Origin of the sequence: Roseovarius sp. A-2, from assembly GCF_002072155.1 — a bacterium.
In the GTDB taxonomy this organism is placed as follows: Bacteria; Pseudomonadota; Alphaproteobacteria; order Rhodobacterales; family Rhodobacteraceae; genus Roseovarius.
The window spans coordinates 127,225-140,754 of record NZ_BDIY01000010.1; the positions used below are offsets into that span (position 1 = coordinate 127,225).

At 61.2% G+C, this 13,530-nt stretch carries 15 protein-coding genes and 2 pseudogenes; 9 read left to right on the top strand and 8 right to left on the bottom strand.

Annotation, left to right across the window (positions count from 1 at the left end; all coding sequences use genetic code 11):
* The first annotated feature begins 6 nt into the window (after positions 1-6).
* The 6 genes from BHD06_RS13105 to BHD06_RS13130 are packed head-to-tail and all read left to right on the top strand — an operon-like array spanning position 7 to position 3,996.
* Positions 7-1,419, top strand: a complete 1,413-nt coding sequence (locus BHD06_RS13105) for a VWA domain-containing protein (protein ID WP_176214354.1) — start codon at positions 7-9, stop codon at positions 1,417-1,419.
* Positions 1,416-1,967 (top strand): hypothetical protein, encoded by a 552-nt coding sequence (locus BHD06_RS13110; protein ID WP_080457434.1) that lies wholly within the window; start codon positions 1,416-1,418, stop codon positions 1,965-1,967. The genes BHD06_RS13105 and BHD06_RS13110 overlap by 4 nt, the downstream gene beginning before the upstream one ends.
* Before the next feature lie 5 nt (positions 1,968-1,972).
* Positions 1,973-2,443 (top strand): hypothetical protein, encoded by a 471-nt coding sequence (locus tag BHD06_RS13115; RefSeq protein ID WP_080457435.1) that lies wholly within the window; start codon positions 1,973-1,975, stop codon positions 2,441-2,443.
* Complete coding sequence (locus tag BHD06_RS13120; protein WP_080457436.1) at positions 2,440-2,964, top strand: hypothetical protein; 525 nt, start codon at positions 2,440-2,442, stop codon at positions 2,962-2,964. Before BHD06_RS13115 ends, BHD06_RS13120 begins: the two co-directional genes overlap by 4 nt.
* Complete coding sequence (locus BHD06_RS13125) at positions 2,961-3,464, top strand: hypothetical protein (RefSeq protein WP_080457437.1); 504 nt, start codon at positions 2,961-2,963, stop codon at positions 3,462-3,464. The genes BHD06_RS13120 and BHD06_RS13125 overlap by 4 nt, the downstream gene beginning before the upstream one ends.
* Before the next feature lie 19 nt (positions 3,465-3,483).
* The gene (locus BHD06_RS13130; RefSeq protein WP_080457438.1) at positions 3,484-3,996 is read left to right on the top strand and encodes a hypothetical protein; all 513 of its coding nucleotides are present in this window, start codon (positions 3,484-3,486) and stop codon (positions 3,994-3,996) included.
* 113 nt (positions 3,997-4,109) lie between these two features.
* Here BHD06_RS13130 and BHD06_RS13135 read toward each other — a convergent pair whose 3' ends face one another.
* A complete protein-coding gene (locus BHD06_RS13135; protein ID WP_080457439.1) occupies positions 4,110-4,319 on the bottom strand; it encodes a hypothetical protein in 210 nt (69 codons plus the stop codon).
* Here BHD06_RS13135 and BHD06_RS13140 point away from each other — a divergent pair.
* Positions 4,277-4,525 (top strand): annotated as a pseudogene (locus BHD06_RS13140) (IS5/IS1182 family transposase); the annotation flags it as partial. The gene BHD06_RS13135 and the pseudogene BHD06_RS13140 overlap by 43 nt on opposite strands.
* A 55-nt stretch (positions 4,526-4,580) precedes the next feature.
* On the opposite strand, the gene BHD06_RS13145 reads toward BHD06_RS13140, so the two are convergent.
* Complete coding sequence (locus BHD06_RS13145; RefSeq protein WP_217805672.1) at positions 4,581-5,441, bottom strand: LysR family transcriptional regulator; 861 nt, start codon at positions 5,439-5,441, stop codon at positions 4,581-4,583.
* Between the two features lie 156 nt (positions 5,442-5,597).
* Between BHD06_RS13145 and BHD06_RS13150 the strand changes: the two genes are divergently transcribed.
* Positions 5,598-6,317 carry a putative quinol monooxygenase gene (locus BHD06_RS13150; protein ID WP_080457440.1) on the top strand — a complete coding sequence of 240 codons (720 nt, stop codon included), beginning with the start codon at positions 5,598-5,600 and terminating at the stop codon, positions 6,315-6,317.
* A gap of 166 nt (positions 6,318-6,483) precedes the next feature.
* Here BHD06_RS13150 and BHD06_RS13155 read toward each other — a convergent pair whose 3' ends face one another.
* Genes BHD06_RS13155 through BHD06_RS13170 form a run of 4 tightly spaced genes read right to left on the bottom strand, consistent with a single transcriptional unit; the run spans position 6,484 to position 10,132 of the window.
* A complete protein-coding gene (locus BHD06_RS13155) occupies positions 6,484-7,509 on the bottom strand; it encodes a type IV secretion system protein (protein WP_080457441.1) in 1,026 nt (341 codons plus the stop codon).
* Positions 7,509-7,928, bottom strand: coding sequence for a hypothetical protein (locus BHD06_RS13160; protein WP_080457442.1), 420 nt, complete (start codon positions 7,926-7,928; stop codon positions 7,509-7,511). The genes BHD06_RS13155 and BHD06_RS13160 overlap by 1 nt, the downstream gene beginning before the upstream one ends.
* Before the next feature lie 16 nt (positions 7,929-7,944).
* Positions 7,945-8,979: an ATPase, T2SS/T4P/T4SS family gene (locus BHD06_RS13165; RefSeq protein WP_080457443.1), complete on the bottom strand. Its 1,035-nt coding sequence runs from the start codon at positions 8,977-8,979 to the stop codon at positions 7,945-7,947.
* 1 nt (position 8,980) lies between these two features.
* Complete coding sequence (locus BHD06_RS13170) at positions 8,981-10,132, bottom strand: TrbI/VirB10 family protein (RefSeq protein WP_080457444.1); 1,152 nt, start codon at positions 10,130-10,132, stop codon at positions 8,981-8,983.
* A gap of 103 nt (positions 10,133-10,235) precedes the next feature.
* Here BHD06_RS13170 and BHD06_RS13175 point away from each other — a divergent pair, with 103 nt between their 5' ends.
* Positions 10,236-11,597, top strand: a complete 1,362-nt coding sequence (locus BHD06_RS13175; protein WP_040182552.1) for an ISKra4 family transposase — start codon at positions 10,236-10,238, stop codon at positions 11,595-11,597.
* A 135-nt stretch (positions 11,598-11,732) separates the two neighbouring features.
* Here BHD06_RS13175 and BHD06_RS13180 read toward each other — a convergent pair.
* Together BHD06_RS13180 and BHD06_RS13185 are read right to left on the bottom strand one after the other, a co-directional pair.
* A pseudogene (locus BHD06_RS13180) lies at positions 11,733-12,068 on the bottom strand (c-type cytochrome); the annotation flags it as partial.
* A gap of 15 nt (positions 12,069-12,083) precedes the next feature.
* Entirely contained in the window at positions 12,084-13,439 is a 1,356-nt protein-coding gene (locus BHD06_RS13185; protein ID WP_080457445.1) for an ISL3 family transposase, read from the bottom strand.
* Positions 13,440-13,530 lie beyond the last annotated feature (91 nt).

The following is a 13,530-nucleotide window of genomic DNA, read 5'->3' on the forward strand; positions in this document are numbered from 1 at the left end:
CGACTGATGCGGAACGCCGTCTTCGCCGCCGCCCTCTGCGCTGCCACGCCGCTGACGGCTGATCCTGTCACCGTGATCGTCTTCGACGCCTCCGGGTCGATGTGGAACCGGCTCGAAGGCGATCTCAGCCGGATCGAAGTGGCGCGCGATGTCATGGGAAACTACTTCGTCGACCGCGATCCCGACGCGCCCTATGCGATCGTGGCCTATGGTCACAACCGGCGTGGCGATTGCGGAGATATCGAGGTGGTCACGCCAATGGGCCGCCATATCGGTGCGGGCCAGGCCAACCGGATTGTCGGGCTGATCCCTCAGGGCATGACGCCGCTCACCGATGCGCTGCGGGTGGCGCGTGACCAGATCCCCGACACCGCCGAGGCCGCCGATATCGTGCTGATCACCGACGGTCTGGAGACCTGCGGCGGTGATCCTTGCGCGCTGGCCGAGCGATTTGCCGCCGAAGGCATCGCCCTGCGCGCACATGTCGTGGGGTTCGGCATGGCGCCGGGCGAGGTTGGCGCGCTCTCCTGCCTGCCGGAACAAACAGGCGGACTGTTGCTTGAAGCCACGACCGGGGCTGAACTGGCCGCTGCACTTGCGCAGGTGACGTCCGCCGAACCCGTCGCGGTCACTGTAGAGATGTCGCTTTTCGCCACCTCTGCGGAGACAGGGGCGCAACTGGGCGCGGCTGACTGGCAGATCACCGGTTCCGATGGCGCGCTCGTCGCCCAGGCGGAGAAGCGCGATCCCTTCGATGTTGCCCTGCCGCCGGGCGAATACAGTGTGGCCGCCACCGCACCGGGCCATGCAGGCGAAACGGTCTTGACCGTCATGCCCGACATCGTCCAGCGCGTGGCCGTACCCTTGACCGAGGATCGCCCCGAGGCATCGCTCGAGGCCCCCGAAACCGCCCCGGCTGGCGGTGCGCTCGAAATCGGCTGGTCCGGCCCGGATGCGGACGGCGACCGCATCACGCTGGCCAGCCCCGGTGCGGCGGTCGGCGAGACATTGGCGGTGACGCTGACCCGGAACGGCAGCCCCGCGACGCTGCGCCTGCCCGACGAGACCGGCCTGTTCGAGCTGCGCTACGAGCAATATGCGCCACAGCGCATCCTCGCCACGCGCCCGATCACCCTGGCCGCGACCGAGGCCAGCATCACGCCGCCCGGCGCCGTATTACCGCCCGGCAAGAGGTTCGAGATCGCCTGGACCGGCCCGGCCGGACCCAAGGACGAGATCGTGCTTGCCCAACCCGGTTCGCCCGACGATGCTCGCATCACGGCAACCCTGACGCGATGGGGATCTCCTGCAAAGCTCAAGGCGCCCGACGCCGCCGGCACCTATGAACTGCGCTACCGGGTCGGCGCCTCGGGCCGCATCATCGCACGCGCGCCCGTCACCGTAGGAGCAACCGAATGATCCGCGCCGCATTTTCCGCTCTTCTCTTCGCCAATGCTGTTCCGGCATTAGCCCAGCAGAACACCGCCATACCGAACGAGATCTGTTCCGAGACACCGCGGGGCGCGGACAAGCTCGATCTGAGGCGCATTGGACCGTTGCTGGAAGGCAGCTGGACCGAAACGGCCCGCGGCATCGGTCCGACGATGGGGGTCCACAGGAACGCTCTGGAAATCGTCTACGACCGGATGCGCAACAGGCTCTACATCGCCGCTGACGGGATGCAGACCGAACTCGTCCCGGTACGGGGTGGCAACAGAGAGTTGCGCTATGATTTCGTCAAGGGCGCGCCGATGGACCCGAGCATGTTCGCGATCGAGCCAGATGTGGTCGAATGGGCCTTCGTGCTTGGATGCGACATCGGCCTTGCCCCGCAATTCTCGTGGCACATCGGCAGCGGCGCACGGCGTGCAGACGGCATCATCAGCTTCTTCTCCGAAACCGAAGCGATGGGGACGAAATGGAACTCGGGCAGAGGCGCCCGCGAAATCAGCCTGAGCCGGAGGTAGTTGCCATGAAAAGACTTTTCCTTGCACTTGGCTTTGTCGCCACACCGGCCGTTGCGCTAGATTCCGTCGGTACCGTGACGGCCTATCTTGATGGCGCAGACCGGAGGTGGGAGGTGCTGCGGATGGACGACGGTGCGGCCATGGTGCAGGTCAACGATATCGGTCCGTTGACCCTGATCGACATCAACGCCATGGGGGACGGACATTTCCACATCAATCTGATTTTCGAAGGGGAGCCTTCGGCCGACGCGGCCCCGGCGGGCATTACCATCGACATCCGTCCCGACGGTGCGACCGGACCGGCCTGGCAAAGCGAAGGGGCACCGCACGAACCCAAGATTATGCTCGAACGGCTCGACCTCGATGGTGCTGGCCGGATGGAAGCCAAATTCGTCGCCTCCCTCTGCCGCAGCGATGCGCCGACAACATGCAAACTCGTGGAGGGCTGGATCGACACAGACCTGGGGATGCCGTGACCCTACCAAATCTGCTCGCTGATCCCTTCCGCGTCTTGCAGCAGACGGACGCCGTGCTCGAGATCGAATACCGGCCCATCCGCCGCGCCGCGATCGCGGTCGGCGTAACCCTGTTGACTGCTGCCATGGGCCTTGCCGCGCTCGCGGATGGCGCCATCGGCACGGGGGTCACGGTTCTGGCGATGACGGCGCTGATCGGCGGCCTCATCTTGCGCGAGACGGCGGTGGTGACGCAACTGCGCCTCGATCGTGTGGCAGGTCATGCGCGGTTGCGGGTGACGCGCCTGCAGGGACGAGAGGATAGAACGGTTCCACTGGCACCGTCCTTGCGGGTCGAACCGCGCATCCGCTACGGTAGTTCTGCTGGACCTGAAAAGGCCGAGCTTGCCCTGGTCACAGCCGACGACAGCTCCCCGCTCGAAATCCAGATACCGACGGGCCGTGCGGATCGCGAGGACATGGCCCGGATGGCTGCCGAGATCACGTCATGGTTGTCACGAACCTCGGAGGACCGGCCATGATGGCGCAGCTGAACACCCCCGAGCGGTTCGAGATCGAGCTGGCCATTCCCCGTTTCATTCTTTGGTTCGTGATGCTGCCGGTGATACCGGTTACGATTTTCGGGCTTGCCCATCTGCTCGGCGGCGAGGTGATGACCGGGGTGGTCCTTCTGCTCGGCCTCAACGGCGCCTTCTATCTGGGCTACGCTGCACTGTCCAAGCGCACGGTTCTGATACTCGACAAGCCGAGCGGGCTGGTGACGGTCCGACCCGACTCGCGGTTTCGCGCGCGTTCGGACACCTATCCTCTGGATGCGCTGGACAGCGCCGAACTCGAGCGCACTCATACCTCCGCCGAGGAGCGGGCGACCTCGAAGGTCATGCTGGTGTTCCGCAACACACGTCCGGCAACACGGATTGCGCTGTCGGGCTGGGGCGTGTCCGGCGATGGACCGGGCAGGATCGCCAACGAGATCAACGACTGGCTGCGGCGAAGCGTGTTTTCCCCAAACGACCCATGATCAGCAACGGAGCCACTTGATGCACATCAGACCCCTTTTCATCGGCACAGCCCTCGCGGCCGGCCTTTTCGCCACCTTCGGTTATGCCCAAAGTTCGGGCGAGATAACCGTGATGATCGCGGGCGCGGAACGGACCATCCCCGTCTGGGCCGAACAGAGCGACTGGAGCGGCAGCGAGGACTGGCCTTCGATCAACATCCATGTGCGCGATTTCACCGATAACGGGGAAGAGCCTATCGTTCTATCCTTGGGCTTCGAGGCGTCCCGCTGGGAACCGAGTGTGCCCGAGATGGATGTGAGTCTCTACGAGAACAGAGAGCGCGTCGCCGTGCTTTATGGCCGCGAAGAACAGGAGCGTGGCGGGCTGAGCGTCACCCTCGACGATCACTCGATCGACGGCACGCAACTGAGTATCAGCGGCAACTTCGAGGGCAAGCTGGGTCCTTCGGACAATTATGGCAACGACATCGACCTGTCGCAGGGCGTTCCCGTCACCGGGACCTTTTCCGTCACGCTGGAGCAGTTGGAATGAGTGTTCGTGATTGGTCGATTCTTCGGACGGCAGCAGCCTATCTTTAGCTAGCCTGCGCCTGAGATCCCCGGCTGTATTCGACCACGGGCGGGCACCCTCCGAGGCTGGCGACGTCAAAAGCGCCCGTGGCGCAGCCGCTCGGCCAGATCGTCGCGAGAACGAGGACGGCGCGCCGCTGCCTCGAGCATTCGCTTTTGGGCGTCATAGGTTTTCTCCATGGTTTCAAGCTGCTCGGTCAGTCGGCCGGCGCGTTCGCCGGAACGGCACAGGGCCAGCAGGAACAGCAGGAGCCCGAGCGCGCAACGAGATACTGCGGACGTCAAAGCATCTTGGCCGGGCGCTGTGGCGGAACTGGAGCGGCTACCACCGACGTGGCAGAGTGGAAACGAAAATGAACTGCGTAAAGCTACTCGGACAGAAGCTGATGTCCCGCGACTTCGACCGCCAGGTTGCCGAAGTTCAGATCCGTGCGGCGGTAATGAACCGCTTCACTGCCCTCGGCATCCCGGTCACCGTGGCACTGGGATAAGTGTGTCCGGAGAAAGGGGAACTGCGGTCATCATCTGATTTGTGCAACAGCGCCCCTACACACGCGCAATCTCACGGATCAGATCATTTGTCTCTGGTCTCGTCGTTTGGTGCCGATAACGAAGAGCAGAAACAGTTCGCGAAATTTCAGGGCCGTCGATGAGTATCGAAACGAGGCCACTGTCTGCTGGAATTGCCGTGGTTGGCAAAATTACCGCGCCTAATCCCCGCCGCGCGAGTTCGACTAACCAATCCACGCGATTTGACCGATAGGCCGCGTAGAGTTCGTGACCTTGGTCTGCACATGCCCGATGCAACGCATCGCGCATTTCGCAATTGGGTCGATCGAGCATGTCAGTTTCAGCGAGTGTCGAAAGAGAAATAGCGTTTCGTCCAGACCACGGGTGCGACTTGGACACCACAACCTTGTAGGACTCGTCATAGAGCTGGTCTATTCGATAGAGGTCTTCACTGACCGTCGCCGCTGTGACAACGACGTCAAATTCACCCTCTCGCAATCCGGCCAGAAGCTTGGAGGCAGACGCCACGATCAACTCTATTTCGGCTTGCGGCAATCGTGTACGGAAGCGTTCCACGGCGGCTGAAATCCGGTTGTGACCAATCGTTTCGCCAACACCGACAGAAATAGGAACCCGCTCTAGTCGCGTGTGGCGGACGGCTTCTGCCTTAGCTGCCTGCGTTTCGTCATGCGCTTTCTGTAGCCTTGGCTGCATGAGTTTTCCGAGTGCCGTCAACCTGCATCCCGCGCGGTCCCTGACAAACAGATCACCCCCGAGCTCGTGTTCAAGTTTCTTGATCGCGGTCGTCAAGGACGGTTGGGAAACATTTGAGGCGCTAGCGGCATGGGTGAAGTTGCGATGCTGGCAGACAGCCAAAAAATACCTGATCTGGTTCATCTCCACTGCCACAGTCTCCGTCACTTTCCGCCATGAGGTTCACCATAGCACATGTCTATCAAAGAATAGAAGTTCGGGATTGGTGCCTGAGGCATTCGGCATGAGAAAAGGGTGCATCGAAACCAACCACAACAACCTCTCAATCAGGAGGCGACCATGAAAGCCCAAATTCTCAAGACACTCGCCGCGTTGGCCTTGATCACGACATCTGCAGCCGCACAGGAAACCCCAATGGAAAATCACACTGCCAGCTACATCGCCATGCCCGCCGCTGAAGGCCAGACCGAAGCATTCGCCGAATTTCTGGCCGGAGCCGCCCCGATTGTCGCGGACACCGAACCAGGCACCGTGCTTTGGTTTGCCTTACAAGACGACGATACGCTCGCGATCTTTGATATCTTCGTGGATGAAGAAGCGCGCAATGCGCATTTCTCCGGCGCTGTGGCCGCGGCTTTGAACCAAAATGCCGACGCGCTGGTCGCCGGGGGCTGGGACGATGGTGTTGTCGCGAATATCAACAATTCCGATGTCCTGTCGGTGAGGGAACCGGTTGATCTCTACTCGGCCACGACAGCCACGTACATCACGCTCGAAGCAGCACCCGGCAGAGGGCCGGAATTGGCAGCCTTGCTGACCGCAGCTGGTGCCACCGTCGGAGAAACCGAACCCGGCACATTGTTCTGGGCGGCGCTGCAGATTGACGAAACATCCTTCGCAATCTTCGACATCTTCACCAACAATGCTGGCCGTGAAGCACACTTTGCCGGTCAAGTCGCCGGGCTGCTGAACGAACGGGCAGCGGAGTTGGTCGCTGGTGGGTGGGACGACGGTGTGGTCGCTAACGTCCACAACTTCGACATCCTCGCTATCAAGTAACGCGATGTGACAGGAACAAGAGGCGCCTGGTGCACCGCATCAGGCGCTTTGCCGAACGAATTTAGATTCACCGTTAAGCGGTCGTTCGAGTAACTGCAGCGAATTAGCGCTTTGTCCGCATTGTGTGAGTTCACGCACAGTGCGGCGAAAGGCTGATTTCTCCTTTCTACTCTCGCAAACGTCTTGCCCGTTCCGCCATCCTGACCGCCTGCGCGCTCGCCGTCGCCGCGGCGCTCTTTACCGCAGCAGGAGCGTGTACAGTTCCACGTCCAATCGCCTCACCCGTCGTGAGCGCCCCTATCCGCGCCCTGCCCTGGACACCAGATGTGTTAGCCAGCCCTCGCAGTATCCCTGCGGACCCGCTGACGATCGCCGGTGCCGCCGCCACCATGAGGTTTCCCGAGATGCCGCGAACGATCAGGGGCGTTGCCGCGACGAAGCCCTTGGCCAAGAAAACCATGACGAAGAACGGCACCAGCGAGCCGATGTTGGTCGCGGAGTTCGGATCACCGATCTGGGCCAGCAGCGAATTCGCCATGCCGACGACGGTAGAGAACATTGCTGCGATTACGATGGGGTAGAAGGCATAGCTGACTGTCGTCGAGACCCATCTGTGGAAGAAATCCTTGGTCGCGTCAAAGAGCGACAGTGCGATCATGATCGGAGCGAGGCCAAGCATGAGTGTCAGCATCATCTTGGCGAAGATGAGTACGATGCCGGTCATGAAGCCGAGAAGGCTCAAAAGAATAAGCCCGATGCCGCCTAGGATCGCGCCCGTCATCCAGTTCAGGTTGCTGCCGATGGCATTCAGGTACTGGCTGAATTTTTCGATCAGGATGTCGAATTCGCCGGCAAAGTGTGTGGCTCCGGCTCCTCCGCCGCCAACCGAAGACACCAGTGCTCCAGCGACGTAGTCCAAGCCTCCAATGACTGCGTTTGCTACTGCATTGAAGTTTGCCCAATTGAAGGCGAACAGACCGATAAGGGTCAGCTTGATCAGGTACCAGAAGAAGCTGGCCCCATCCATGCTGCGGAACTGGAATGCCATGTTGATGCAGACGCCGATTAGCGAAAGCGTGACCATCAGCAGGACGATCGTGCCGGTATTGCTTGCCACGGCCCCGAACTGAGACTCAGCCGCATCGACAAGGAACGCGTCTGCCGTTCCGACCATCCAGCTGACGACGCCCATTACCAGTTGCCTTGAGCTTCGCAGATTGTACGCACGCTCGGCTCGAGTTGCTTCCTTACTTCAACCCAGTCGCGGCGAAACGCTGAATGCTCGGCTTGGCTAAGGCCTGCATACCTTTCATGATATTCACCATCGGAGCTATCCCACGCGGGAAAGCGGGTTTCACAGCCGCAGTCGCCAGATTCAGCGATCTCCTCCCAGGCCCGAATTTCGTACAACTCCATCAAAGCTGCTGCCTTGTAAGCTTCACGCGGATTGATTTCGTCCATCCAAGTTGGTCGCGCCGGACGATCGTTGCAGATCCGGTATTGTTGAGGCGACATATCCACTGTGAGATCGTTTGAAACCTGAGGCGAAGTCTGCGCCACAAGGGGGCCCGCCAAGGCGGCAAGCATGAGTGCGAGAATTGGTTTTCGCATCTGGGAGATTCCTTTTTTACTCAGCGGCAACGGAGGGGCTCTTGTTGCCTCTGCCGTCGACCGTGTCGAGGTTCAAATCTGTGGTTTGACCCGGCAGGAAGAACTCGGTGATTCCGCGCGCGCCTTCATGGCGGCCTGCCTGAATGATCACGTCGATCGAGCCCTCAATATAATCGATCATGTCGGCATAGGTCATCGGCACATCCGTTTTGAGGGCGGCGATGGCGAGGCGACGAACAGCAAGTTGTGGGGTCTCGGCATGGAGCGTAGTCAGCGATCCACCGTGGCCGGTATTGATTGCCTCGAGAAACGTCATCGCCTCGCGCCCGCGGACTTCGCCTAGGACGATCCGGTCAGGTCGCATGCGAAGCGTTGAGGCCAAGAGCACATCGGCACTGCGGGCATCCGTGTCCCGGTCCGCGATCAACGTCACGGCATTGGGCTGCTCGGGGCGCAGCTCGGCCGCCTCCTCGATGGTGATGATTCGCTCTTCGGGCGGGATCAGCGAAAGGATCTTGCGCGCCGCGACCGTCTTGCCGGTCGATGTACCGCCCGAAACGATCATGTTGAGCTTGTTCTCGACGCAGAAGCGCAGCGCGGCGTCGATGTCGCCGGAGGCAACCACATCGCGCAGCGCGGCGTTTCGTTCGCGCCGCAGACCTTCGAGGCTGCGCTCCTTTCCAAAGAGGAAGCCGAGCCGGATTGCCTCCAGCGGCAGGGAGGAGAAGAACCGCAACGATATTGAAAACCCGCCCTCGACTGCCGGCGGCTGGATCACTTGCGCGCGGATCGGGCGATCTCGATATAGTATCGAGACCGAGACAATGGGCTTCTTCGTGCTGAGCGTCGTCGAGGCGGCCGAGGCGATCTGGTTGCCGAGGTCCTTGATCTCGGTCTGGCTCAGCGGGCTGCCGAGACCTCGCATGAAGTGGTCGCCCTGGAATTCGCCCCAGACTTGTCCGTCGGGATTGATGCAGATCTCGATCGTGTCGTCGTGCAGGACCTCGGGGCCGAAACGGTCGAGCGACGCTTCCAGATAACTTGCAGCCATGTCAGAAAATCTCGAGGTCACGATCGACCATGACCGTGATCCGTGTACCCTGATCGACATGTATCACTGGCCGGATCGCCAGATAGTCCTGCATCACGCTTTGCGTGCTATCGCGCAGGTCGGTGCCGACATCACTCGCAACATCGGCCGCCGCCTCGCTGTCGATTTGACCCGCTGCAGCCGCAGGCAGGGCGCCGATCAAGGAGATCAGCGCGGCGGAGCCGAAGCGTTGCGCGAAACGGGTGTCGACAAATCCGGTGGTGCCAGTACGGCCGAGTTCGTCTCCACCGAAGGCGCTGATCTGCACGGTCTGATTGTCGGGCAAGATGATCCGGTCCCATGCCACCATGACGCGCGATTGGGCGAGTGCGACATCGGAGCGGTAGCGCCCGATCAGCCGCGCGCCGCGCGGGATCAGGATACGGGTTCCATCGAAAGAATGGACGTCTTCCGAGACGATGGCGCGGATCGCGCCGGGCAGTGTGCTGTCGAGAGCCGTCTCTGTCACAGCCTGAATCATGGTGCCCTGAACAACCGTGTTCGATGGGTTCGCGATCACTTCGGCACGTGTCACCTGCGCAGGTTGTGCGCCCGAACGAACAAAGGTTTCATCTGCATTCAAACGTGCGGCTTCCAGCGTGTTCTCCCTATCCGCACCCGCGCCCATCCCGGAGAAGGCGATCATAGGAGACGCGATACGCACTGCGCGGGCCTCAGCTTCAGCAGCGCGCCGCCTTTCGAGTTCGGCCAGCCGCAATTCTTCTTCACTTGGTCCCAATGAGGTCGGCTCTGGTGGTGCAAGCCGTGCAAGTTCCAAGTCCATGCGGAGCTGATCCAATTCGCGATCCCGCTCGGTCAGTTGCCGCTCGAGGGCACGCTGAGCCTCGGCGGATGCTTCCTGTAAGGTGGCAATTTGCGCCGTCAGGTCCGCAATAGCCTGCTCCGCCCCGCTATCCGCGGTCTCGGCCGGTCTTGCGCGCAGTTCCTCGAGTTCCGCTCTCAATGTCGCAAGACTTTCCATCAGCGCGAGTTCCGACTCGCTCGGACCTGTGTCCGCAGGCGGGGCTTGGCTGGGCTCCGGGGCAGAAATCGGCGCCAGATCTCCGAATCCGGGGCCGTTGCTCTGAAACTCTTCCGGCGCGGCGGTCGCCATTGGTGTTTCTGCCGACGGCTGCAGGGGGGAGTGGACAAAACATGGGGGTCATCTTCGTCGTTGCGGCCCGTGCTAAGGTGAGTTCTTTGCGTGTGGGGCTGCCATGGACGTACGGATTACAATCGAAACTACCTTCGACAACGGGGAGAAGCGCACTCATCAGCTTGACGGCATTTCACGACCCTACCGGGTGACCTGTCCAGACGGGATCGGGTTGCGCCTCGAGGATGGGAAGAGGGTTGTCGAACAGATTCAGCGGGCAATTCTTTGCGATCAGGTTGAGGAAATCATCCGAGAAAGCCGCGTATGCCCGGATTGCGCCTCGGTTCGTGCCATTCATGACTATCGCACGCGCGATCTCGACACGCTCTTTGGGCGGGTTCGGGTCAAAGCCGCGCGCTTGCGCCGCTGTTCGTGTGATGCCAGGTCAGCGGCGATGCCCGGCGGACCTATTTCTCCGCTGGCCTATTTCTTTCCTGACCGGGCTACCCCGGAGCTGCAGCGGCTCCATGCGGAACTCGGGTCCCGGCATTCCTTTCGCGAAGCCGCGCGGCTGATGAAAAGCTTCCTCCCCTGCCATCCGCCCCATCACACCACGGTGCGTGACCGGTTGGGAAGAGTAGCCGCGGGGCTCGAGAAAAGTCGAAGGGCATCAGGCGATCCCGCTGAAGCACTTCCCAAAGGGGGTTTGACGGTTTTTCTGGACGGTGCGCATATCCGCTGTCGACCGGAGTATCAGCAGCGACACCTGGATCTTGTGGTCGGTAAGATTGAAAGTCGCAATATGTGCCGACGATTTGGCTTGGTCGCCAATGCGACGGCATCGCCAGGCAGCCGGATGCGAGAAGAGCTGTCAGACTTTGGATGGAAGCCGGGCCGTCTGTTGACGGTAATCTCTGATGGCGAGCTTGCTCTCCCGAACCTCATACGGAATGCCATGGGTGGCGACGGCCAGGTGAAGCATATCCTCGACTGGTGGCACATCTCGATGCGTATTCGACATGTCGAGGCCGCCGTTCAGGGTCTGGTCCAGATACCGGGATTCACTGGAATTCCGGTGCTGTTCCAGCGCCCCGCGAAAAGCCTTCGCTGGTGGCTGTGGCATGGCAGAGCACGGGTCGCGGAAACTTATCTGAAAGGGCTCATGCACGATTGCACCCGCCTTGCGGAAGAACCTTTGGCTGTCCGCACCGCTGCCGCTCGTGTGCAGGCCCGATGCGGGACACTGTACACCTATCTCGCGAACAACATGGAATCTCTTGTCGACTATGGCCGACGGTACCGTAACGGGCTGCCCATCTCGTCATCTCGTGCCGAAGGATCAGTCGATGACATTGCCAATGCCCGCATGGGAAAGCGCAGAAGGATGCGGTGGTCGCCCAAAGGGGCTCACCGAGTAGCCGTCACAAGGGCCGCAGTTCTCGATGGTCGGCTGACCGTCGCAAACAGAAAACGCGCCGCATGACCCCCATGTTTTGTCCACTCCCTTCCTTGACGCGTTCCTCGCTCAGCTCCTGTGCGAACGCGGAAAGCGGCAACAGGATGCTCACGGCGAGCACTGCAAATCGAAGCGATTTCATTTTCAGTCTCCTCTTTTCTGCTATTCCGCTTCGCTGCGGGCGGCCTGGACCTCCCGCTGACGGTCGGGCCATGTGGATTTGATGAAGGCGAGGATGTTCCATATCTGCGCGTCGGTCAGTTCATCACCGAAACCGGGCATGCCGCTTTGGAAATCAACGCCTTGCTTCGCGAGGGTCTTCTTTCCACCGAGCTTGGTATATTCGAACAGAACACTATCAGGATGATGCCAGGTGTGACCGGTTTGGTCATGCGGGGGTGCGGGCAGGATGCCATCCTCTCCGGCGGAGCGCCATCCGGCCTGTCCCTCGAGATCGGACCCGTGGCAAGAGGCGCAATACTCCTGTCGCGTAGCCCTTAATTGGGCTCTGCCTCAATCTGTGTGGCGGAACGGTAGCATTCTCGCCCGCAACAATTCTGGACCGGCTCGACCGTACATGGCGCGTTTGAGCGTCTTCAGGCGATTGATCTGACCTTCTGCTTGGCCGTTGCTCCATGGCATCTCGATGGCGTTTTTGACTGCATCGAAGTCCCGGTTCAATGTGCGGGCAAAGCGCACGATGGGCGCCAGATCGGTTTCGATCGCGTTGTCGATCCATGCTGGGAGCGGGTCTGCTTGGCGGCTGCGCAGGATACCGTTGAACCGCATGGCGAGACTTCGCATCGTTGCGAAGGCGGGAGAACCGGCCTTGAGCGCGTCGACTTTCCGCGCTTGATCCGGGGTGAGCTTTCCGCGGGGTTTGATGCACAGCGCGGCTGCGATGACCGGGGAAATCGCGTGCCCCGTTTCCGGGTCCCGGACTGGCTTAAGGATTTCGTGCTCTACCTTGGAGTCGCTCCCTTGCTGTTCTGCTTTTCGCCAGCCCGCCAACAGACGCTGCAAATGCGACTGACTCCCCTCGTAACCGCGCTCTCGGATCAGACGGAACAGGGCGCTGCCAGTTCGAATGCCCTCCTTCCAGCTTTGGCTCAGGAACTCTTCAAAGTACCACGGCGATGTCGGCTTCAAAGCGGCCCGCCTGCGGTCCGGTGGTGTCTCGAACTGCAGCCATTTCGCGATGCTGCGACGCGGGAACCCTGTTCGCCGCCCGATCTCGCTGCATGAAAGCCCCTGATTTCGGAGCGCATGAATGGTGGCGAAAATCTCTTCCCGAGACGTCCTATGCGCCAGGCGTGACTTCAGAAGGCTGCCGGCTGCGGTGATGTTGTCGGCGTCGGACAGCAGCGCCCTGCCGGTCGCACGGCCGTGAAGGTTCATTTGCTCCTCGATGGCCTGCCGCAGGTTTTGTACGATATGGAACCGGTCAGCGACCTGCTTCGCCTGCGGTGCCCCTTGCCGTGCTGCCTGGGCGTAGAGACCGCAGCGATCTCTGCTGATCACTTCCACCTCGGGGTGTCGCTTCAGCCAGTTGGTGCAGCTGACGACATCTCGATCCTCAAGAATGTCGATCACCACGCGACGCTCCAGATCCACAATGATCGTGCCGTAGGTTTGCGATTTCCGCCAACTCCAGTCGTCGATCCCGATGACTGTCGGCGACTCGCCACTGTCTTGGGCACGGTTCTTCAGCTGCCTAAGCACCGTGTCATCGCTGACTCCAAGGCCCAAACGATGCAACAACCGCTCGGCTGGCCGTCCGCCGGTCGCATGCCCAAGATGGGTGACAATCTCCCCGACACGCGAAGTACGACGTGCCGCGCGACAAACAAGGTGAGAATCCAGCGTCAATCAGGATGAGAACGCGGGGGTGGGGGCTCGCAGGGAGGGCGTAGCCCGACTGGAGAGGCCCCACCCCCGCGTTGCGCCCCAAATGGGCGGG